This window comes from Streptomyces carpinensis, from assembly GCF_002154505.1.
Taxonomy (GTDB): domain Bacteria; phylum Actinomycetota; class Actinomycetes; order Streptomycetales; family Streptomycetaceae; genus Streptomyces; species Streptomyces carpinensis.
In genome coordinates, this window is the sequence record NZ_MUBM01000151.1 from 1 (window position 1) to 20,346 (window position 20,346).

The 20,346-nt window shown below is 70.3% G+C and carries 21 protein-coding genes; 8 read left to right on the plus strand and 13 right to left on the minus strand.

Going from position 1 to position 20,346, the window contains the following annotated elements; genetic code table 11:
* The first annotated feature begins 1 nt into the window (after position 1).
* Positions 2-742 carry an SDR family NAD(P)-dependent oxidoreductase gene (locus tag BZY54_RS20365; RefSeq protein ID WP_086726617.1) on the plus strand — a complete coding sequence of 247 codons (741 nt, stop codon included), beginning with the start codon at positions 2-4 and terminating at the stop codon, positions 740-742.
* 95 nt (positions 743-837) lie between these two features.
* Here the strand turns inward: BZY54_RS20365 and BZY54_RS20370 are convergent, their stop codons facing one another.
* Positions 838-1,935 carry an ornithine cyclodeaminase family protein gene (locus tag BZY54_RS20370; protein ID WP_086726618.1) on the minus strand — a complete coding sequence of 366 codons (1,098 nt, stop codon included), beginning with the start codon at positions 1,933-1,935 and terminating at the stop codon, positions 838-840.
* A 49-nt stretch (positions 1,936-1,984) separates the two neighbouring features.
* Positions 1,985-2,737, minus strand: coding sequence for a 3,4-dihydroxyphthalate decarboxylase (gene phtC, locus BZY54_RS20375; RefSeq protein ID WP_244217250.1), 753 nt, complete (start codon positions 2,735-2,737; stop codon positions 1,985-1,987).
* 96 nt (positions 2,738-2,833) lie between these two features.
* On the opposite strand from phtC, the gene BZY54_RS20380 reads away from it, so the two are divergent.
* The 3 genes from BZY54_RS20380 to BZY54_RS50920 all read left to right on the plus strand — a co-directional run bounded on the left by BZY54_RS20380 (position 2,834) and on the right by BZY54_RS50920 (position 5,690).
* Positions 2,834-3,622 (plus strand): FadR/GntR family transcriptional regulator, encoded by a 789-nt coding sequence (locus BZY54_RS20380; protein ID WP_086726620.1) that lies wholly within the window; start codon positions 2,834-2,836, stop codon positions 3,620-3,622.
* A gap of 118 nt (positions 3,623-3,740) precedes the next feature.
* Positions 3,741-4,751, plus strand: coding sequence for a cupin domain-containing protein (locus BZY54_RS20385; protein ID WP_086726621.1), 1,011 nt, complete (start codon positions 3,741-3,743; stop codon positions 4,749-4,751).
* A 654-nt stretch (positions 4,752-5,405) separates the two neighbouring features.
* Complete coding sequence (locus tag BZY54_RS50920; RefSeq protein WP_158103886.1) at positions 5,406-5,690, plus strand: hypothetical protein; 285 nt, start codon at positions 5,406-5,408, stop codon at positions 5,688-5,690.
* A gap of 336 nt (positions 5,691-6,026) precedes the next feature.
* Here the strand turns inward: BZY54_RS50920 and BZY54_RS20395 are convergent, their stop codons facing one another.
* The 8 genes from BZY54_RS20395 to BZY54_RS20430 form a co-directional block, all read right to left on the minus strand.
* Complete coding sequence (locus BZY54_RS20395; protein ID WP_086726622.1) at positions 6,027-7,256, minus strand: MFS transporter; 1,230 nt, start codon at positions 7,254-7,256, stop codon at positions 6,027-6,029.
* Positions 7,257-7,259: 3 nt separating this feature from the next.
* A complete protein-coding gene (locus BZY54_RS20400; protein WP_086726623.1) occupies positions 7,260-8,396 on the minus strand; it encodes an ABC transporter ATP-binding protein in 1,137 nt (378 codons plus the stop codon).
* Positions 8,397-8,414: 18 nt separating this feature from the next.
* Positions 8,415-10,214 (minus strand): ABC transporter permease, encoded by a 1,800-nt coding sequence (locus BZY54_RS20405; RefSeq protein ID WP_086726624.1) that lies wholly within the window; start codon positions 10,212-10,214, stop codon positions 8,415-8,417.
* A 6-nt stretch (positions 10,215-10,220) separates the two neighbouring features.
* The gene (locus BZY54_RS20410; protein WP_086726625.1) at positions 10,221-11,330 is read right to left on the minus strand and encodes an ABC transporter substrate-binding protein; all 1,110 of its coding nucleotides are present in this window, start codon (positions 11,328-11,330) and stop codon (positions 10,221-10,223) included.
* 46 nt (positions 11,331-11,376) lie between these two features.
* Positions 11,377-12,480 carry an ABC transporter substrate-binding protein gene (locus BZY54_RS20415; RefSeq protein ID WP_086726626.1) on the minus strand — a complete coding sequence of 368 codons (1,104 nt, stop codon included), beginning with the start codon at positions 12,478-12,480 and terminating at the stop codon, positions 11,377-11,379.
* A gap of 207 nt (positions 12,481-12,687) precedes the next feature.
* Entirely contained in the window at positions 12,688-14,283 is a 1,596-nt protein-coding gene (locus BZY54_RS20420) for an ethanolamine ammonia-lyase reactivating factor EutA (RefSeq protein ID WP_086726627.1), read from the minus strand.
* A gap of 34 nt (positions 14,284-14,317) precedes the next feature.
* Positions 14,318-15,451 carry a cupin domain-containing protein gene (locus BZY54_RS20425; RefSeq protein WP_086726628.1) on the minus strand — a complete coding sequence of 378 codons (1,134 nt, stop codon included), beginning with the start codon at positions 15,449-15,451 and terminating at the stop codon, positions 14,318-14,320.
* Positions 15,452-15,551: 100 nt separating this feature from the next.
* Complete coding sequence (locus BZY54_RS20430) at positions 15,552-16,004, minus strand: histidine phosphatase family protein (protein WP_086726629.1); 453 nt, start codon at positions 16,002-16,004, stop codon at positions 15,552-15,554.
* Positions 16,005-16,154: 150 nt separating this feature from the next.
* Here BZY54_RS20430 and BZY54_RS20435 point away from each other — a divergent pair, with 150 nt between their 5' ends.
* The 3 genes from BZY54_RS20435 (at position 16,155) to BZY54_RS50925 (ending at position 17,285) form a co-directional block, all read left to right on the plus strand.
* Positions 16,155-16,472: a 2Fe-2S iron-sulfur cluster-binding protein gene (locus BZY54_RS20435; protein ID WP_341868695.1), complete on the plus strand. Its 318-nt coding sequence runs from the start codon at positions 16,155-16,157 to the stop codon at positions 16,470-16,472.
* A 401-nt stretch (positions 16,473-16,873) separates the two neighbouring features.
* A complete protein-coding gene (locus BZY54_RS52280; RefSeq protein WP_208640706.1) occupies positions 16,874-17,119 on the plus strand; it encodes a hypothetical protein in 246 nt (81 codons plus the stop codon).
* 22 nt (positions 17,120-17,141) lie between these two features.
* Positions 17,142-17,285 (plus strand): hypothetical protein, encoded by a 144-nt coding sequence (locus BZY54_RS50925; RefSeq protein WP_158103887.1) that lies wholly within the window; start codon positions 17,142-17,144, stop codon positions 17,283-17,285.
* A gap of 215 nt (positions 17,286-17,500) precedes the next feature.
* Here BZY54_RS50925 and BZY54_RS20445 read toward each other — a convergent pair whose 3' ends face one another.
* Complete coding sequence (locus BZY54_RS20445; RefSeq protein ID WP_208640707.1) at positions 17,501-17,953, minus strand: RpiB/LacA/LacB family sugar-phosphate isomerase; 453 nt, start codon at positions 17,951-17,953, stop codon at positions 17,501-17,503.
* A 43-nt stretch (positions 17,954-17,996) separates the two neighbouring features.
* On the minus strand, positions 17,997-18,920 hold the full coding sequence (locus tag BZY54_RS20450) for a substrate-binding domain-containing protein (RefSeq protein WP_244217251.1): 924 nt from the start codon (positions 18,918-18,920) through the stop codon (positions 17,997-17,999).
* A gap of 179 nt (positions 18,921-19,099) precedes the next feature.
* On the opposite strand from BZY54_RS20450, the gene BZY54_RS49370 reads away from it, so the two are divergent.
* Positions 19,100-19,240: a hypothetical protein gene (locus BZY54_RS49370; RefSeq protein WP_244217252.1), complete on the plus strand. Its 141-nt coding sequence runs from the start codon at positions 19,100-19,102 to the stop codon at positions 19,238-19,240.
* Between the two features lie 74 nt (positions 19,241-19,314).
* On the opposite strand, the gene BZY54_RS20455 is transcribed toward BZY54_RS49370, so the two are convergent.
* A complete protein-coding gene (locus BZY54_RS20455; protein WP_244217253.1) occupies positions 19,315-20,211 on the minus strand; it encodes a LysR family transcriptional regulator in 897 nt (298 codons plus the stop codon).
* Positions 20,212-20,346 lie beyond the last annotated feature (135 nt).

The window sequence follows — 20,346 nt, forward strand, 5'->3', positions numbered from 1 at the left end:
CATCGGGGCCGCGATCGCGGCGGGTCTGGCCCGGACCGGGGCGCGGGTGGGCATCAACGGACGCGACCGGCGGAGGGTCGAGGAGGCCGTCGAACGCCTCCAAGGCGACCTGCCGGAGGGCGACTTCGTCCCCCTCGCCGCCGACGTCGCCTCGGACGACGGGGCCGCCCTCGTCGTGGAGACACTGCCGGACGTGGACATCCTCATCAACAACCTCGGCATCTTCGGGGCCAAGGACCCGCTGGAGATCACCGACGAGGAGTGGCGCCGCTACTTCGAGGTGAACGTCCTCGCCGCTGTCCGCCTCACCCGGGCGTACCTGCCGCGGATGACCGAGCGGGGCTGGGGCCGGATCCAGTACATCTGCAGCGACTCGGCGGTGGCGATTCCCGCCGAGATGATCCACTACGGCATGTCCAAGACCGCCCTGCTCGCCGTGGCCCGCGGCTTCGCCAAGCAGGCCGCCGGCACCGGGGTCACCGTGAACTCCGTCATCGCGGGCCCGACCCACACCAGGGGCGTGGAGGACTTCGTCCACCAGCTCGTCGACCGCGACCTGCCGTGGGACGAGGCGCAGCGCACCTTCATGCGGCAGTACCGTCCCCAGTCCCTGCTGCAACGCCTCATCGAACCCGAGGAGATCGCCAACATGGTGGTGTACCTCAGCTCCGACCTGGCGTCCGCCACGACGGGCGGTGCGCTTCGCGTCGACGGCGGATACGTCGACGCGATCCTTCCCTGACGACGGCCAGGTCGTGCCGGCGGTAGCCCGCCCCCGCGCAGCACCGACACCGCGGCAGCCGCACACCGGCCGACGCCTGCCCGAGACCGGCCGGTTCAGTCGCGGATGTCCTGCAGCAGCCAGCCGCGGGGGATCTCGTGGCCCAGGCCGCGCTCGCGGGCGCGCTCGTAGACGATCGCCGCGACGGCGTGGAACTGGGCGCCCTGGATGTTGCCGCGCTCGGAGAACGTCACCTGGTCGTCACTCTCGCGGGCGCGGGCACGGCCTGCCAGCACCGCGTCGAGGTGGACGACCCGGGCGTCGGCGGGCGGACGGCGGATGCCCCGGTCGTGCCGGTGGCGCCGCCAGACGGCCGCGCCGGGGTCGGCCCGATAGGTCACGTATTCGTCCTCGGTCGCCCAGCCGGGCGCGGACGAGGGCACGCTGGCGCTGCCGAGCCTGAGCCACACGTCGAAGCGCTGCCGCGCCTGTGCGTCCGGGCTTCCGCCGATGCAGGTGACGTGGGTTCCCGGCCGGAGATGGCGTCCGAGGACGACGTCGCCGACGGCGTCGGTGCAGCCGGCCACGATGTCGGCGCCCCGGTGGACCAGTTCCGGCTCGTCGACCGCCACGGCGTCCAGGCCGTACAGCTCGCGCATCTCGGCGGCGAAGCGGTCGCGATGGGCCCGGGTGGGGCTGTACACCTGGACGCGTTCCAGCGGGCGCACGGCCCGCAGGGCCTCGACGTGGCTGCGGGCCATGCCGCCCGAACCCAGCATCCCCAGCACGCGCGCGTCCTCGCGGGCGGCGTGGCGCACGCCGATGGCCGAGTCGGCGCCCACCCGCAGGTGCTGCAGCAGCCCGTCGTTGAGCAGCGCGACGGGCTCACCGGTGCGCGCGTCGATCAGGAGGACCAGTCCGCAGAAGAGTCCCGGCCGCACGCAGTGCTTCTCCTGGGTCCGGCGGCCCGGGGGACCGGCCTCGGTGAGCACGTCCGACTTCATGCGCAGGGCGACGTAGCCGGTGCGGGCCGAGCCGCCCTCCATCGTCCCCCACCGGTAGACGCGCTCGTCGTCCAGGGGCAGGGCCAGGTCGATGCGGGGACGGCACACTCCCGTGCCGGCGGCCAGGTCCCGGTAGGCCTCCTCGAGCGCGTGCACCACGTCGGTCATGGTGAGCACGGCGGCCGTGACGTCGTTGCCGAGGACGAGCATGCTTCTCCCTCCGGCCGCGCCCAGGGGGCTTCGGCGCTCTTGGCGGCGGTCAGGGCCGCAAGGGTGTGCCGGGACCTTCGTGCTCGGCCCGTGCGGCGAGATGCCGCCACATCGCCGACACGTTGAAGGCGGGCCCGAGGTCGGGCAGTTCGGCGACGTCCTCGTCCGGGATCGGCCGCAGCGGTGCGCCGGTGGCTGCGACGGCGAGGGTGGTGCGGGCCAGCGAGTCCACCGCGAGGGCCCGGGTCATGGCCTCCGCCACGGCATGGCGTGGATCGCCGGTGCCGACGGAGACGAGCCCGTGCCCGCGCAGGACGACGACGGGGCGGTCCCCGAGAGAGGAGACCATCTGCTCGGCGAGGTCCCGGTGGCGGATCAGGGCCGAGCGGGGCCAGACGGGGATGCCGTCGTGCGCGAGCCGGGCCGCCGGAATGTCGTAGGAGCCGACGAGAGGCAGCCAGGGCAGGTCCGCGACGGAGGCGGCGACCACGGCGGGCGGATGCGCGTGGACCACGGCGGTGACCTCCGGCCGTGCGCGCAGCACCTCGGCATGGATGGGCAGCTCGCTCGGCGCGGACCACCCCGGGGGTGTCTCGCCCTCTCCGTCGAGGTCCACCTCCTGGACGTCGCCGACCGTGGTGAAGGCCAGGCCGCGCTCCTCGGGACCGCGGCCGCGGACCAGGAGGGTCTGGTCGCCGGTCCGGGCGCTGACATGTCCGAGGATGTGCTCCACCAGGCCGGTGACGGCGAGGACGCGGCAGGCGACGGCGACGCGTTCGCGCAGTGCTTCGTACGACTCCACCAGGATTCGCCCGTTCTCTATTGGTCTGTTGGTATGACTTTAAGCCACTGTCGAGGACCTGGTCAACGAAGCGCCCGCTCATGGGAGAATGTCCTCATGCCATCCCGACCCAGCCATGCTCGGCGTGCTGAGAACGAAGACGCGACGCCGGCCAAGCGGACCGCCGCGCCCGAGGGCCTGTTCAAGACGGTCTCCTCCAGCCGTGTCTCCCAGCTGATCGTCGACCAGATTCGAACGCTGCTCAAGGAGGAGCACCTGCAGCCCGGCGACCGGCTGCCCAGCGAGCGCGATCTGTGTACGCAGTTCGGCGTCAGCCGGGTGACCGTGCGGGAGGCGCTGCGCAGCCTGGAGGCCAGCGGACTCGTGGAGATCCGCGTAGGCGCCCGCGGTGGTGCGTTCGTGACGGCGCCGTCCTCGCGCCGGGTGGGTGAGGGCCTCGCCGATCTGCTGTCCCTGTCGCCGGTGACCGCGGCCGAGGTGACCGAGGCCAGGCTCGTCTTCGAGTTGGGCATCGTGCCCCTCATCGTCGAGCGCGCCACCGACGAGGACCTCGACGCGCTGCGTGCCCTGTGCGACGAGCACGCGGAGGCGGTCAAGCAGGGAACGTACGACATGGAGATGTCCGCCGACTTCCACACGCGAGTGGCGGCGTGCACGCACAACGCCGCGATCGAGATGCTCGTGCAGTCCTTCCACGGCCCGATGCTCATGAGCCTGCGCGAGGCGCAGAGTATCGAGCCCCGGATGGGACAGAAGGGCTCGAAGGAGCACCGCGCCTTCGTCGAGGCGCTCGCCGCGCGTGACGCCGAGGCGGCGACGGAGATCATGCGCACCCACCTGAAGCGGACGGCGTCCCGGGTGAAGGGTGAACGCTCCGGCAAGTGAGGTCGAAGTGGGCCGGCCCCGGACCCGGTTGGGTCCGGGGCCCTTTTGTGTCCGGCGTTAAGGCATTATGGTTAGACCAACAGGTGATCACAGGCCTACGGCCATCACAGGAGGCACCATGGGCAAGAAGGGGCGCGTCTTCGTCCGCGGCCTGACCTCGGAGACATACGGGCTGGGCGAGTACCGTCGCCGGCAACTGGCCGTCAAACGGGTGCGTGACGACTCCGTCGTCGTCGACGACGCGAAGGTGGCCCACTCCGGCGACAGCGAGAAGTCCAAGACGTGGTGGCGGGTCGGCCCGGGTGACGAGGACTTCCTCACCCAGACCATCCAGGTCCACTTCGTCGAGCTGCCGCCGCAGTCTAGCAACCACGGGCACGGCCACCAGAACGAGGCGGCTTTCTACATCCTGCAGGGCCGCGGCTACGAGATCCACGACGACCAGCGCTACGACTGGGCCAAGGACGACCTCGTCTTCGTCCACACCGACTCCGTGCACCGTCACTTCAACCCCTACGACGAGACCGCCACCGCACTGGTGGTGAAGGCCAAGAGCACCTGGATGTTCATGGGCCTGTGGCAGCAGGGTCGCAGCGGCCCCATCGAGAACGAGGACGAGTTCGGGCCCCGCGAGGACTGGTCACGTATCTGGACGCCGGGCGTCGGCGACCGCAAGAAGGTCATCAAGCCGGCCGACACCACCTGGGAGACCACCCCGCTCGGCCGGGTCCGCGTGCTGTCCTCGCCCGAGCGCACCGACGCCCGCATCTTCTCCGTCGACGCCTTCGAGCTCGACGTCCCGGCCGGCAGCCGCTCCGGACGGTACTGGAAGATGGCCGACGAGGTGCTCTACGTCCTCGACGGGGGCGGGTACGCCCTGCAGTGGGAGGTCGAGGCGGAGATCGCCGAGAAGTACTACGCGCGCGTCGCGCTGGAGCCGACCCGGCACGAGATCACCAAGGGCGACACGCTGTACGTGCCGCAGAACCACGTGTGCCAGCTCTTCGCCTACGACGGCACGCCCCTGCGGGTGCTGTCCGCGCAGAACCGCGTCTTCAAGCACCTCGGTTACGACACGGTGCACTTCATGGAGGACGCCCCCGAGTACCAGTCGGCGCCCGGCGCCTGACCGGAACACTCCAGGCCCGCCAGAACGCTTCGGCCCCACCCCGTCCTGACGGGTGTGGGGCCGAAGCACGCCGTGCGTCCGCGTCACACGCGGTCCGCTGCCACCTCCTCAGCCGCGGCGAGGAGATCGTCCAGACTCAGACGGGCCGGGTCCGGGCGGAGGGCGAACGCCCCGTGCACGGTCCTGCGGACCGCCGCCCATCCAGTCCGGTCAGCAGCTTTCCCACCGGCTGGTGCACCGCGCGATCCTCCGCAGGATGCCTCAGTTCGGGCCACTGGGCGGCGAGGGGGCGCAACGAGTCGGCGACGATCCGCGGCACCGCCGACTCCTCGGGCGGTTCCGCGTACCACCAGGTCGGTGCGGGAGAGAAGCGCCTCGTCGACGGCCTCGGTGAAGTCCGTCGCGCCCACGAGGAGGGTCCGTGGACGCCCGGCCCGCAGCGCGTCGAGGCCGCGGTTCTCGGCGTCCGCCGCCCGGTGCACGTCGACCGGATTGGTGTCGAAGGGCGCCGCGTGGCGGCGCATCGCCGGCCTCTCGACCTCGTCGACCAGGACCAGCGTATGGGGACGGCGCGCGGCCGGTCCCGGCAGCGTCTCGGGGAACAGCCGGGAGACCGCGCGCCGGCTCTCGCCCCAGCATCTCGCTCGGCAAGGCGTGCGGATCGACCTCGACGAGGGTGGTCACGCCGTGCGGGGCGAGGGTGCGCGCGGCGGCCTGGGTGAGGCCCTGGGCCAGGGTGACCTTGCCGGTGTCGGGCGGGCCGGCCGGCACCGACAGACCGTGCGGGGCCACTGGCGAGCCCGCGAGCCGCCGCAGGTGCCGGAGCACGAGGACGGCGGTCGCAGCGGCTCCTTGACCCGTGGACCGACGATGACCGTGTCCTCCGGGACGGCCGTGCCCATCGTCTCCGGCAGCGGTGCGCCGGAGAAGGTGAGGTAACGCGAGGCGGTGTCCCCGTCGTTGCCGCTGCGGCCCCATGCCCAGGCCGGCAGGTGCAGAGAGTCGTCCGGAACCCAGTCAACCCGCTTGCCGTCGATCTCGGTCCAGCGGGCCACCACGAATACCGACGTAGACGCCGACGCGGCCACTCCGCTCGCTGGGGTGTGTCTCGGTGGGGTGTATTGCGACGTCATCGAGGGCGACGACGGTGCGCTGGTTCTTGCGTCACGCCTCGATAAGGGCGGCGCGTCGTCTCTGGACGTGGTGATGGGTGACTCCGGTCGCGGTGTGCGTACTCGGCATGTCTCCTCACAGGAGGTTGATGAAGGGGGGAGGTCAGGAAGCAGTGGCCGGGGCGGTCTCGACGCGGTACTCGCGCACCGTGCGGCTGCGGGCGGCGCTTCCGCCCGAGACGAGGGCCGGCACCAGCCCGCCGAGGGTGAGCGCGACGACCGGACCGAGCGCGCCGGCGGCCGCGCCCATCAGAGAGTCGCCGAGCGCGGGGCCACCGCGGGAGCACATCTGGTAGATGGCCGAGACACGGCCGCGCAGCTCGTCCGGCGTCTCCACCTGAACGGCGGCATGACGCACGGTGGTGGCGACAGCGTCCGCGGCGCCCAGGGCGACGGCCGCGACGGCGGCCACCCAGAAGGCGCGGGACTGGGCGAGGGCGACGACGGCCAGGCCGTACGCGGCCGTACCCCACAGCACGATCCGCCCGGCGTGGGCGGTGCGCACCAGCCGGAAGACCCACACCGACCCGATCAGCGCCCCGGCCGAAGGGGCCGCCGACAGCAGGCCGTAGCCGGTGGCGCCCACGTGCAGGATGTTCGAGGCGAAGGCGGGCAGCAGCACCCGGTACGCGCCGAACACCGTGGCCGTCAGGTCCAGGCCCATGAGCTGCCAGACCACGGGCCGCTCGGCCACGTACCGCACGCCGTCCCGGAGGCTGTCCCACAGCGAGGGCCGCGCGCCGTCGACGCGCAGCGGTGGCACGCGCAGGACGGCCAGCACGGCGACCAGGGCGGCGTAGGTGACGGCGTCGAAGACGTAGACGGCCCCCGGCCCGCCGACGGCGATCAGCCCGCCGGCGAGCGCGGGGCCCACCAGGACCGCCAGCTCGCGCGAGGGGTTGAGCAGGGTGAAGGCCTCGACGAGCCGCTCCTTCGGCACCATCGCCGGGATGAGCGCCTGCCGGGCCGGCTGGTCGAAGGTCGCCGCCGCCGTGGCCAGCAGCGAGGAGGCGACGACCGCCCAGACCGTGGCGGAACCCGCCAGGGTGAGGGCGCCGATCCCCGTCGAGACCAGCAGCGCCACCCCCTGCGTGACCTGCAGCAGCCGGCGCCGGTCCAGCCGGTCGGCATAGATGCCGCCGGCCGGGGACAGCACCAGCAGGGCCACCGCCTGGGCCAGGCCCACCAGCCCGACCTGCGCGGTGGAACCGGTGAGCTGGTAGACCTGGTACAGGTTGGCGGCGACGGCGCCCCGGGTCCCGATCTGGGACAGGATGACGCCGCCCCAGTAGAGGTCGAAGTCGCGGTTGCGCAGTACCTCGGGTATCGCCATGGGTCAGTCGACCGGGACCAGGGTCACCTTGTCCGGGGCGACCGAGAAGTGGACCTCGGTTCCCGGCGGGATGGACAGGGTGGGGTTGGAGCGGTTGCGGATCTCCAGTTCTCCGACGCCCACGATGTGGTCGACGACGTCGCCCAGGAAGGCGCGGGTGAGGACCGTGCCCGACCACTCGTTGGGCACGTTTCCGCGCCGCTCGCGGGACAGGTCGACGCACTCGGGCCGGATCGAGACCAGCACCGGGTCCCCGACCACCGGGGTCCGCTCCACGCCGTGGGCGACCATGCGGCCTTGCGCGGTGTCCACGCTCACCTCGCCCGACGAGGCCGCGACGACCTTGCCCTCCATGAAGTTGGAGGTGCCGATGAACTCGGCGACGAACCGGGTGGCGGGCTTGGTGTAGATCTCGCGGGGCTTGCCGATCTGCTCGATGCGGCCCTGGTTCATCACCGCGATGCGGTTGGACATCACCAGTGCCTCGGACTGGTCGTGCGTCACATAGATCGCGGTGAGGTTCAGCTCCCGCTGCAGCCGCTTGAGCTCGAAGCGCATCGACTCGCGCAGCTTGGCGTCCAGGTTGGACAGCGGCTCGTCAAGCAGCATCAGCTCGGGCCGGGTCACCAGCGCACGGGCCAGGGCCAGGCGCTGTTGCTGGCCGCCTGAGAGCTTGGTGGCGGGGCGGCCGGCGTAGGCGGCGAGCTCGGTGACCTCGAGGGCCTGCCCGACGAGGTCCTCGATCTCCTTGCGGGCGGGCCGCTTGGCACGGGGCATCACCTCCAGCGGGAACGACACGTTCTTGAACACCGACATGTGCGGCCAGATGGCGTACGACTGGAAGACCATGCCGAGACCGCGTTGGTTGGCGTGCATGTTGATCTTCTGCGCGGCGTCGAACAGCACGCGGCCGCCGAGCGTGACCCGTCCCTCGGTGGGGCGCTCCAGACCGGCCACCGAGCGCAGCGTGGTGGTCTTTCCGCAGCCGGAAGGGCCGAGCAGGGTGAACAGTTCGCCGTCGTGCACCTCGAAGTCGACCCCGCCCACGGCGTACACGCGCGCGCCCTGACCGGACCGGCGCTTCGAGGCGCGCGCGGAGGTGTCGTCGTAGCTCTTCTTGAGGGATTCGACCGTCAACATCGCTGAGGGTCCCTTCGATCAGTTCGCGGAGTCGCTCTGCAGCCCGAAGCGGGCACCCAGGCGGTAGGCAATGGAGACGAGGACGACGAGCAGGAGGACCATGCACACGCCGAGCGCGGCGAGGGTGGTGAACTGGCCGTTCTCGAACTGCTCCCAGATCAGCACCGACAGGACCTCCTTGCCGGGGCTGTAGAGCAGGATGGTGCTGGACAGCTCGCGGAAGGACACGACGAGGATGTAGACCCAGCCGGCCAGGATGCCGCCGCTCATCAGCGGCAGCAGCACACGGCGGAAGGTCTGGAACCACGACGCGCCGGACACCGCCGCCGACTCCTCCAGCTCCGGCGACATCTGTGCCATCGCGGCGGAGGAGTAGCGCATGCCGTAGGGCAGGTAGCGGGTGCAGTACGAGATCAGCAGGATGAGCAGGGTGCCGTAGATCGGCAGTGACATCCGCAGGTAGACGAACGCCAGCGCCAGGCCGAGGACCAGGCCGGGGATGACGATCGGGGTGAAGGCCAGCAGGTCGAGCAGCCGTCGCCCGGGGGCCTTGGTGCGCAGCACGACCCAGGCGACGATCGCGGTGAGGATCATCACCGCCGTCGCCGCGCCCACTCCGACGATCAGGGAGTTCTTCAGGGCGGTGAACGCCAGCGGCATGTCGAAGACGGCGCGGTAGTTGCTCAGCGTCATCTGGCTGAGGGTCTTGCTGGTCGGCGCCGCGTAGTACTTCAGCAGGGAGGCGTAGACGAGCACGGCGACCGGGAGGACCACGGTGAGCAGGAAGTAGAGGATGACCCCGGCGCCGACCAACGGGCGGGCGCGGCCGAGTTCGACCGGACGGGGCCGGAAGGCCTTGCCGGTCACGGTCTGGAAGTTGCGCGAGGAGCGCTGCAGCCAGCTGGAGAGCAGTACGCCGAGGACCGCGATGACCAGCAGGCCGATCGCGTAGGCGCCGGCCGCGCCGTAGTCGACGGGGTAGGCCCGCAGCACGAAGTAGATGCGGCTGGTGAAGACGTAGATGCCGTTCTGCAGTCCGAGCAGGCCGGGCACTTCGAAGCTCTCCAGGGACTGCACGAACATCAGCAGGGCCGCGGAGATCATGGCCGGCCGCAGCAGGGGGATGGTCACGCGACGCAGCACGGTGAGCCGGCTCGCCCCGGACATGGCGGCGGACTCCTCCAGGGAGGGGTCCATGGCACGGAAGGCGGCCACCATGAGCAGGAACGCGACCGGGGCAAGGTGCAGCCCCTGGACCCAGATCATTCCCCACACGCTGTAGATGTTGACCGGCGACGAACCGAACAGGGGCTTGAAGATCAGGGAGTTGATCAACCCGCTCTCCGGGTCCCCGAGGAAGATCCAGGACGTGGCGTAGAGGATGCCTGGGACGATCAGCGGCACCAGTGACGCGGCGAAGAACAGGCCTTTGAACGGGGTGTCCGTGCGGACCTGCACATACGCCAGGGCTGTGCCGAGGATCAGCGCGAGTGCGGCCGAACCCAATGCGAACCACAGCGAGTTGAGCATCATCTCGCCGGACTGCGAGTTGCCGCCGTAGGCCCGGGAGAAGGCGTCGAAGGAGATGCCGTGGCCGTCGGCGCTGAGGAAGGTGTCGTGGATGAGGTAGCCCAGCGGCACGATCGCAAGATAGCCGACGACGACCACGGCACCGCCGACCAGCAGGCCCTGCATGGACAGCGGGCGGCGCAGCAGCCTCAGGAGGCGGCCTCCCTGTCCGTCCGTCCCGGTCCCCGGGGCGGGGCCGGTGCCGGGGCCGTTGTTCTGTGCGGTCGTGGAGGTGGGAGCGAGGGTCATCGCGCGTCACTTCCCCGAGCTGGCGACGCCACGCAACAGCGCGTCGTACTTCTTGTCCCAGCTGCCGTCGTCCTTGCTCAGGCCCTTGACGTCGAACGGGACGAGCGTCAGGCCGCGCAGGCTGTTGTCGCCGGGGACCTTCGTCGACGGGGTGAGGCCGAGCTTGACCAGTTCCTTCTGGCCGTCCGTCAGCAGCCAGTTGTAGAACAGCCAGGCCGTTGCCGGGTGCTTGGCGTTCTTGAGCATGCCGACGCCGTTGGGCCGGGCGAAGGCCGGAATCTTGGACACCCCGCTCCTGGGCAGGTGGGTGACGGGAGCGCCCTTCTGCGCGGCCCGGTCGGTGATGTACGTGTAGTTCATCGCCTCGATCGGCTGCTGGCCCGCGGAGAGGAACTGCATCATCGTGGTGTGGCCCTTGGCCACCTTGGCGTTGGCGGCGATGGCCTTCCACAGCGTGTCCACCTGGGCCTGCGACTTGCCGTGGCCCAGCCAGTACTTGGTGACGTTTTCGAACCAGTCGCTGTCGCTGACCTCGAGGGTGAGCTTGCCCTTGTACTTGGGCTGGGCCAGGTCCTCCCAGCTCTGAGGTTCGTTCCCGGGCTTGATCAGGTCGGTGTTCCAGGCGGGCTGGAAGACGTTGAACCGGCTGGCCGTCCAGTGGTCGAACTTGCCAGCCGACTCGACCTTGTCGAGCGCGGAGCCTTTGAAGTCCGCCAGCAGGCCGTTGCCGGACAGCGCCGTCATCTCCAGGAAGTTGGTCTCCACCGCGTCGGCGCCCGCCTTGCCGGCCTGCGACTCCTGCATGGCCCGCTGCAGCACGGTCTCGGAGTTGCCACGGAAGACGCTGACATGGATGCCGTACTTCTTCTCGAAGGCCTGCGCGACGGGCGTGGCGATGTCCGCGGTCATCGAGGTGTACAGGGAGAGCGTCTTGCCCTCCTTGGCGGCCAGCTCTTGGGCCTTGGCGACCTGCTGGTCCTTGGGAAGCGCGGCGATCTGCGTGTACGCGCCGTCCGCTTTGGCGGGTGCGGCCGTGGTGACGGCGCCGCCGCACCCGGTGGCGGCGGCCGCGACCAGCGCTCCGGTCACGGCGAGGGTGGTGTTACGGGTCCTCATGCGGTGCTCTCCTGGGGAAGGGCAATGGGGAGGTATGGGGGTGCGGTCAGCCGGCCGCGGGGACGCCGCGCAGGAGCGCGTCGTAGGCGGTGTTCCACTTCTTGGTGTCGGTTTCGGCGGTCTTCGAGAGGCTGTAGGTCTTGGTGCCGGGCGGGACCGGGTCCCGGTAGCCGGGAACGCTCTTGGCCGCCGGGATGCGCAGTGACTTGGCGATGGTCTTCTGCCCGTCGCCGAGGACCCAGTCGACCCACAGCAGGGCGGCGGCGGGGTGACGCGGGCGGGCCATGAGTGCCACGCCGTTGGGCCTGAGGATCACCGGCTCGACGGCGGGCCGCCAGGCCACCGGCGCGCCCTTCTTGGCCGCCTTGTCGACGGTGTGGCTGTACACAGACAGGGCCACGGCGAACTGGCCGGCGCTGAGCTGTTCGCCCTGCACCGTGTGGCCCTTGGTCACCTTCACGTTGGCGGCGATCTTCTTGAACAGGGCGTCCGCGGCCGCCGGGCTCATGTGCTTCTGCTCTGTCAGGTAGGTGTGCATCGAGGCATACCAGTCCCAGTCGCCGACCTCGACGGACAGCTTGCCCTTCCACTTCGGGTCGGCGAAGTCGGCGAACTGCTTGGGCTCCTGCCCCTTCTTGACCAGGTCGGTGTTCCAGCCGACGACGAAGGCGTTGAAGCGCTCCGCCGTCCAGCCGCCGAGGTTCTTCGCGGCGTCCTTCAGCCCCGTCGAGGCCGGGCCGTCGTAGGGCTGGAGCAGGTGCTGGGAGTCGAGGGCGCGCAGCTCGAGGTCGTTGGTGTCCATGACGTCGTTCTGCGGCTTGTTCGCCTGATTCTCCTGCAGCGCCCGCTGCAGGACCGTCTCGGAGTTGGCGCGGAAGGCATGGACCTTGACGCCGGGGTAGGCCTTCTGGAAGCCGTCGACGAGGTCCTGGATGTCGGTGTTGGAGGTGTACAGGTCGAGCACGCCACCCTCGCGCTTGGCGTCGGCCAGCAGCTTGCTCGTGCGCTGCTGGCCCGTGAGCGACTCGTAGGCGGCGTAGGGATTCTTGGCGGGGGCGGAGCTTGCGGCGCCCGTCGTCGGGGAGGCGCCGCAGCCGGTGAGGAGGAGCCCGGCGGCCAGCAGACCGGCGGGGAGAGCACCTTGACGCATCGCACACTCCTTGGACGAGGCGAACGGCTCGGGGGACGGACGAGAGGGCACGGTGTGTGGGGAGCGTGCAGTCGCGGCGGCGGGTGAAGAATCGCCGGCCCGCCGGCGAACGGTCGCGGCTCGTTGTCCGTCCGGGATCTGTTTTCTGCATGAAACAGGAACTGAGGTATGATGGTCTAACCATATATCGGGAGCTTTACTCCATTGTTATGATGCGGGGCCGCCCGCGCCGGTCGCCTCCTGTTCGAAGACAAGGGACTTGATCGTGACCGGTACCGTGTTCGACGGATGCCGCAGCCGTCCGAGGTCCACGTAGTCGAAGTCGCGCAGACTCAGCCCGTCGACGACCATCAGGTCGGCGGTGACGTCCAGTTCCTCGCGCAGCAGCCTGCCGAGGGTCAGGGCGACGTCCCCGTCGAGTACGACGTACAGCGGCCTTCCCGCGGCGGTCCGCTCGTCGAGGGCGTCCCGGATGCCCCGCGCGAAGGGCAGCAGCCTCTCGTGGCTGGACGGCCCGCTCCACGACAGTGCGAGGGCGACGTCCGCGCCGGTCTGCGCGACGTCGAGGGCGATCAGATGCCGGCGGATCGCGGCGGCCACCGCCTCGGCGTCGACCGTCTCGCCCAGCCGGTAGTGGGGCCTGACGACCTGGAGGTTACGGCGCGGCAGCAGGGCGCCGGGGTCGGAGACGAAGCCGGTGTTGCCGCTCAGCTGGACGCTGTACTCCGAGGCGCCGAGTGCGGTCGCCCGGATGCACTCGCCCGGCGGCAGCAGGGGATACGGCAGCGCACCGGCGTGCACCCGCCGAGCGAGCGCGCGGCCCAGGCGACGGCCGAGATCGCCGAAGTCGGTCTCCTCGCGGCCGTAGACGTACTCCGCCACTCCGCCGGAGAACATCACCGCGTCGATGCCACCGGCCCTCGGCAGCGGCTCGGTGAGGTACAGCTCGCGGATGTGGGGCGGCAGCGGATCGGCGGTGACGGCGGCCACGAGGGCGTCTACCATCGACTCCGCCACACGGTCGAGCTCGTCGGGCCGGGCGGTGTCGCCGGCCTTCCAGTTGAAGCCGGCGCGGGCGGCGTGCTCCGCGCCCGCCGGGTCGAGCCGGACGATGCGCCCGGCGCCGTCGACCACCTGCAGCCGGCCGCCGACGTGGACGGCCGCGGTGGCCGTGACACGTCCCGCCTCCAGTACGGCCAGCTTGGTGGTCCCGCCACCGATGTCGATGTTGAGGATGCGCTGCCCGGTGTCGTAGGAGACCTTGGCCGCGCCCGACCCGTAGGCCGCGAGCATCGCCTCCATGTGGTGGCCGGCGCTCGCGGTGACCAGTTCCCCCCCGTGCTCGGCGAGGACACCGGCGATCGCCTCCGCGTTGCGGCGGCGCAGCGCCTCGCCGGTGAGGATCACCACCCCGGTGTCCACGCGCGCCGGGTCGACGGCCGCCTCCTGGTAGGCGGCGTCGATGATCGCCCCGAGGGCATCGGCGTCGATGTGCTCGTCGTCGGCGTACGGTGTGAGCTCCACGGGGGAGCGGTGCAGCGTCTCGCGCCGCACCACCAGGTAACGGCTCGTCAGGTCCTCGCCGATGCGCCGCAGGTGCAGACGGGAGAAGAGGACCTGGGTGCCCGAGGAGCCGATGTCGATGCCCACGCTGTGCAGCGTGACGTTGTCCTGCTGCCAGATCGGATTGTCCTCCAGGACACCGTATGCCTCGTCGTCGTGCACGTGATCGTGGTCAGGGAGGTACGCCGAGTGGACCGTGCGCACCCCGTCGTCATGGTTGTGTTCTTCGGCGTGCCGCATCGATCCCGCTCCTTGTGGACGTCGGACGAATTCCTCAGACGGTGGCGGACGGCTCCGGCTTCGGCGGGAGCGTGGCGAGCTCCGCCTCGTAGACGGCGTCCATCCGCGGCTCCATGCCGTGCTTGGCGAGCGCCTCGCGGAACGTCTCGCGCACGTACGTCGACTCGTCGGCGTAGTCGATCTGGTCGCCGCCGATACGCCGGCTGATCCAGGCCTTCGGCACGCCCTGGGCATTGCGCACGGAGACCACCTCGTGCTTGAAGGCGAGATAGCGGCCCGGCTCGGTGCCGGTGTTGAAGTGCTGGTGGAACCACATGTTGGGCGGCACGATCAGCGTGCCCGGACCCCACTCGTAGCGCCGGGGCTCCTCACCCTCGGGCCACATCAGGCTGTAGCCCTCGCCGGAGAGAATGATGACGTGGGCGCCCGGACCGTGCCGGTGGCCCTTCTTGTAGGTGGCCGTCGGGAACTGCGAGATGTGGCTGTTCATCGAGCCCTTGGCCATCGCGAAGCGGATGTGTCCGCCGCCGGCGCCCCGCTCCTTGGCCTCGATCAGCGGGAGGTTGATCGCGTCGGCGACGAAGTTGGTGTCGAGCAGCAGTCCCTTCTGCTCGCCCTTGGGGGAGAAGTAGTCGGGCTCGCCGTCGAAGCGGTCCGGAAAGTCGTGCGGGGTGCCGAAGACGAATTCGGCGTCGCCGTAGAGGTTGATGACGGGAGGCATGTTCGTCGAGGAGACGAAGCGTGCCGCCTTGCGCCCGGACCCGTTGAAGTGCTGGTGGTGCGCGTTGAGGGGAATGGCGAACATCGAGCCCGCCTGCCACTCGAAGGTGACCTCGGCGCCGGCGTCGTTCCAGACCTTCGTCGAGCCCTGGCCGTCGAGGACGAGGATCATCTCCTCGAACAGTTGCCGCTGCGGCGCGAGCTTCCCGCCGGCGGGGATCTCGCAGACGTAGCAGTCGTTGGAGGTGCGGGTCGCCTCGTGGTTGATGAACACGCCCCGCCCGCCGCGCCGCTCCCACGGCTTCAGCTCGACCGTACGCAGGTCGGGAATGTAGTGGGCGGCGATGATGTCCAGCCCTTCGGCGGCCACCCAGCGGGTGTAGGGGGATTCCTTCTCAGTGGCGAACTTCGCGGCCAGCGAGTCGTTGACGATCGCGTCCTTGGCCATGCGGCGGCCCTTCCTGATCGGTTCGTGCAGCGTGGCATGCGCTGACAGGGCATTAGGGGGTGGCGAATTGGTAGAACCATAAGTCCACCAGTTGAGGGCGTCAACGAGTCGGACGGGATGATCGCGATCCCTTGGCGGCCACCTCGGCCGGTGCCGCGGCGGCGGCCTCCGGATCCAGGTACCGGCCGCCGCGGGCGAGTGGCGCCAGGTGCTTGTCGAGGTCGTGGCGCAGGGGTATCGCCCTGGGAATGTCGAGGTCCAGCAGCTCCTCGGAACTCAGTCCGTCGGAGGTGGCGACCAGGGCGCGCAGCGAGTTGCTGTACGCCACGACCACCATGGTCCGGCCCGCGCGCAGACCGGGGGCGACGGTGTCGCGCCAGTACGGCAGCAGTTCGCGTGGGAGCTCGGCGTACCGGGGATCGTCCGTGACGTCCTGCGCCGTGCCCGGTGCGGCAGGTGAGGTGCGCGCCGTACGAGCGCCGCCACAGCCGGCTGTGACCAGATCTGAGAGGTCCCCTCGCTCTCGCCGTGGCGGAGTGGGATCGGCGTGCACATGCGCCGATGGTGATCGCGTGTCCCGTCTCTTGTTCCGCGTTCGATGTTTCTGGTCCAATGGAAAGACCACGGTGGACGGTGTGGGACCGCAGCGTGCCCGTCCGCCGTGGACTTCCGCCGATTGCGAGAGGAAGCAGGGACCTTGCTCATGGTGATCTACGTCCGCAGTGACGGTCCCGAGTACACCGTCGATGCGACGGTCGGGGACTCGGTCATGGCGGCCGCCGTGAGGAACGGCATTCCGGGAATCGTCGCGGAGTGCGGCGGCAACCAGTCCTGCGCCACCTGCCACGTCTGGGTGCGCGAGGAGTTCGCGGCGCTCGTCGGCCCGCCCGGCGACCTGGAGGAAGACCTGCTCGACCTGGGCGTCACCGAACGGCGCGACACCAGCCGGCTGTCCTGCCAGATCCGTCTCACCTCGGAACTGGACGGCCTCACCGTCGACATCCCACCGGAGCAGCCCTGACCGCGCCGCCCTGGTCGCACCGCTCAGCACCGAAGCCAACGACCCGCGGGCGGGTCAGTACCTGAAAGGGAAACGGCCGTGCTGGGACAAGACATCAGCGAGCTGCTCACTCAGACCGGTCCGGGAACACTGATGGGCGAGCTGCTCCGCTGGTAATGGATCCCCGCGCCGCTCGCCGAGGAACTCCCCGAGAACGACTGCCGCGCCCGTGCGCGCCCCCGACCGAGGCCGAGCGGCAGCCGTGATCGACGGCCACGACGTCCACAGCAGGAACACTCCGGGCACCTACTGGCCGATGGCCGACATGGACAACGACTACCTCATCGACCGCGAGGCCCGGAAGCGCGGCGAGACATACTCCGGCGTGCCGGCATCGCGATGTCGCCTCCCTCCAGGAGAGCGTGGGGCCCATCGTCGACCGCACCGAGGAACGCTTCGGGCCCGCCGGCAGCGGCGGGATCGTCACGGGCCCGCCAGAAGCTGCGCAAGGCCCCGTCGCGCTGCGCGACGAGGGCGACACCCCGCCCGGAGCGGACCCGGAGCACCCACGGGTCCGTTCGGCGGCCGTGGTGCAGGTGGAGTCCTTCCTGGACTCCTGCCGCGACGCGGTTGAGGTGACCCCGGGCGTCCGGCAGGCCACGGTGTGAGTGAACGACGGCGACCACGTAGGTGAGCGAGAGCGCCCGCGCCGCCTCCGCGGCCGAGTCCCGCTTCCGCATGGACGTCCCGATCACGCGCCGCCTGGCCGAACGCCCCTGGGCACACGCCCGCCGCAGGGTCGCCGACGGTGTACCCGTCCCGCCGGCGACCTGACCGGCCTTCGGTAGCGAAGGCGGAGGAGGCGGCACCGGTCCGCGCGCTGGAGTTCTCGCCCCGGTGCTGTGGCCCCGCAGGAACGCGGGTGCCGTGACAGGACGGGAAACAGGGCGCGGCCCGCGAAGAGATGACGCTGCCGCGCCCTGGCTCAGGTGTGCCCAGGACCGGCTCGGGTTCTTCGGTGCTCCGTCACCGGCCTGCCGGACTCGTACTCAGAACCGTCCTTCTCCTCGTTCCAGCGCTGCGATCTGCTCCAGCCGTCGCGCGTGGACGCCCCCGTTGAACGGAGTGGACAGCCACGTCCCGACGATGTCCTCGGCGAGGTCGGGGGAGAGGACCTTGGCGGCCAGGACGAGCACGTTGGAATCGTTGTTGCCGCGGGAGATCCGGGTGCTCCACAGATCGTGGCACAGCCCCGCCCGTATCCCTCGGATCTTGTTGCAGACGATGGTCTCGCCGAGCCCACTCCCGCCGAGCACGATGCCGCGCTCGGCGGTGCCGTCGGCCACCTGCCGGCACACTTCGGCGCACAGCGGCGGATAGTCGACCGTCTCCTCGAAGTGGCTGCCGCGGTCGTCGACGGTGTGCCCGCGCGCCGTCAGCCAGACGGTGAGGCGGGCCTTGAGGGCGTGGCCGTTGTGGTCGGCGGCGATGGCGATGCGCATACGGGTCCCTTCGAAGGAGGACAAAGAGAACGGTCGGGTCCGCTCAGGCGATCAGCGTGCGCGTGCTGTCGGCGAACATGGTGTCCAGCGGCATGGGCCGGTCGAGGATGCGCTGATCGACGGCGTGGCGCATCAGTTCCTCCAGGACGGCGCGGTTGGGTTCCATGCCGTACGGCAGCGGGTCCCTGCCGGTCACCTTCATGACCCGTCCGTACATGCGATCCGTGGAGGTCGGGGAGGCGATGGCGCCGGCGCTCAGCCGGTCCACGTACAGCTGCTTGGCGCGGGCGAAGGCGTCGAAGACCAGCTCGCCCAACTCAGGCTGCGTCTCCAGTAGTTCGTCGCGGATGACGATCAGGTGGTTGATCGGGTAGAGCCCGCGTTCACGCAGTGCGGCCAAGCCCGTCTCCTCGGGGTCGGGGATCAGCGGCGTCAGGGCGGGAGACTGGGGCCGGGGTCCGATCACCGCCGCGAGGTCGCCGGCGAGCACCATGTCCTCCAGTGAGCCGCCCGGCTCCATGGGGACGACGTTGGCGGGCGGCCGGTACTCCGCCACGTGTTCGTCACCCGACAGCACCCAGGTCACCTGGTCGAGGTCGACACCGTACTCCTCCCGCAGAACGGCCCGTGCCCACACCCCGGTGGTCACCGTGTACCCCCGGCTGACACCGACCCTGCGGCCCTGGAGGTCCTTGGGGCCGCGCACGTCCGAGGAGGGATCGTGGAAGATCGCGCCATGGTGGAAGCCGCGCACCAGGAAGACCGGCACGGCGGTAAACCGCGCGCCGTGCGCCTTCGCCACCAGATAGGTCGTCAGGGCCATCTCACTGACGTCGAACTCCACGGAGCGCACCATGCGCCGGAAGGCCTGGACGAGCACGGGCACTTCCTCGAAGGCGAAGCGGAAGCCGTGGGGAGTGACTTCCCCGGTCTTGAGTGCCTCGTTGTTGCCCTGCGTGCGGGTCACGGTCCTGAGCTGTGGTAGGGCCATCATACTCGGGAAGGTACCATGGTCAGACCATAAGTCCATACGGCTGTCCCGGCGGTCCGGGTGGGACACCTCCCCGAACAGTGAGGGGACGACGTCATGCGGGCACGAGAAGGGCAACCGGGTCTTCGTCGAGTACTACCTGGGCTGATGCCGATGTGAGTGGTGCCACCGGTGCGAGTACCGGCGCTGCACCGGAGAACTTCCTGCGCTACCACCACGAGCAGGGGCTGTCCGTCCGCCGGTGGCGGCCCGAGGAGCTCTTCGCGCCGGAGTCGCTGGAGTCGGCGGTCATCTGACCCTCCGTCAACTCGCGAAGCACCAATGCGTGGGCCGCCGAGGGAAAGGGCGCGTGCGCGGTCCGTGCGACGGCTCAGTCCCGGTCCGCCAGCGCGGTCTCGGCGGCCTCGGCGAAACGTGCGACGAGGGGTGAGCGCCGTGTGCCGTCCCAGGCCAGGGCCACCTGGCCGGGCGGCACATCGGCGACGGGGACGTAGGCGATGTCGGGGCGGGGGAAGACGGCCGCGACCGGGCCGGGCACCAGGATCACGCCGCGTCCGGCCCGGACGTACTCGAGTATCTCCTCCATGTCGTGCACGACCGGCCCGGGCGTGAGCCGTGTGCCCCCCGGCAGCGGATCGGCGTTCCACACGGCTGACCACGCCGGGTCCGCGTCGGCGTACCGCAGGAGCGGCTGGTCGGCCAGGGCGGCGACGTCCAGCGTGTCCTTGGCGGCCAGGGGATGGCCGGCCGGAAGGACGACGCTGAGCCGCTCCCGGTACAGCGGCAGCACGGTGAGTGACGTGCTCTCCACGGGGAGCCGTACGAAGCCCACGTCCACGCTGCCGTCGACAAGCGCATCCGTACGGCTCCACCAGCGCAGGCGGACCAGTTCGAGGCGCACGGCAGGTTGGCGTTCGGAGAAGGCGTGCAGCGCGGGGGTGACGTCCGTGCCCAGCATGAATCCGATCGTCAGCGAGTCCTCCCCGGCCTCGATGCGCCGGGCGCGCTCCTGGGCGACACGGCCGGCGGCCAGGAGCGCCTTGGCGTCGTGCAGGAACTGCTCGCCGGCCGGAGTGAGGGTCACTTCCCGGCTGTTGCGGGTGAAGAGCGTGACGCCCAGGTCGTGCTCCAGTTGCTGGATCTGGCGTGAGAGCGCGGGTTGCGTGACATGCAGCGCGGCCGCCGCCTGGCCGAAGTGCAACCGCTCGGCCACGGCCACGAAATAACGCAGCTTGCGCAGATCCAGATCCACCGGTCCGCCCTGCACGGTTCACCCGTCCTCCTGCGTCGATGCGCTCCGGTCATCGCACGACACCACAAGAAGCATTGGACCCCGCCGGCACGGGGCGGGAGGCTTGCGTCACGAATCGCGAAGGGCGCGCGTCCCGCAGGGGCGCCGCTC

What these genes read in the sequence shown, in the direction of transcription:
- BZY54_RS20370 (WP_086726618.1), bottom strand. Translation starts at nt 1,935, where the DNA reads ATGCTCGTCCTCGGCAACGACGTCACGGCCGCCGTGCTCACCATGACC.
- BZY54_RS20380 (WP_086726620.1), top strand. Translation starts at nt 2,834, where the DNA reads ATGCCATCCCGACCCAGCCATGCTCGGCGTGCTGAGAACGAAGACGCG.
- BZY54_RS20385 (WP_086726621.1), top strand. Translation starts at nt 3,741, where the DNA reads ATGGGCAAGAAGGGGCGCGTCTTCGTCCGCGGCCTGACCTCGGAGACA.
- BZY54_RS20395 (WP_086726622.1), bottom strand. Translation starts at nt 7,256, where the DNA reads ATGGCGATACCCGAGGTACTGCGCAACCGCGACTTCGACCTCTACTGG.
- BZY54_RS20400 (WP_086726623.1), bottom strand. Translation starts at nt 8,396, where the DNA reads ATGTTGACGGTCGAATCCCTCAAGAAGAGCTACGACGACACCTCCGCG.
- BZY54_RS20405 (WP_086726624.1), bottom strand. Translation starts at nt 10,214, where the DNA reads ATGACCCTCGCTCCCACCTCCACGACCGCACAGAACAACGGCCCCGGC.
- BZY54_RS20410 (WP_086726625.1), bottom strand. Translation starts at nt 11,330, where the DNA reads ATGAGGACCCGTAACACCACCCTCGCCGTGACCGGAGCGCTGGTCGCG.
- BZY54_RS20415 (WP_086726626.1), bottom strand. Translation starts at nt 12,480, where the DNA reads ATGCGTCAAGGTGCTCTCCCCGCCGGTCTGCTGGCCGCCGGGCTCCTC.
- BZY54_RS20420 (WP_086726627.1), bottom strand. Translation starts at nt 14,283, where the DNA reads ATGCGGCACGCCGAAGAACACAACCATGACGACGGGGTGCGCACGGTC.
- BZY54_RS20425 (WP_086726628.1), bottom strand. Translation starts at nt 15,451, where the DNA reads ATGGCCAAGGACGCGATCGTCAACGACTCGCTGGCCGCGAAGTTCGCC.
- BZY54_RS20435 (WP_341868695.1), top strand. Translation starts at nt 16,155, where the DNA reads ATGGTGATCTACGTCCGCAGTGACGGTCCCGAGTACACCGTCGATGCG.
- BZY54_RS20445 (WP_208640707.1), bottom strand. Translation starts at nt 17,953, where the DNA reads ATGCGCATCGCCATCGCCGCCGACCACAACGGCCACGCCCTCAAGGCC.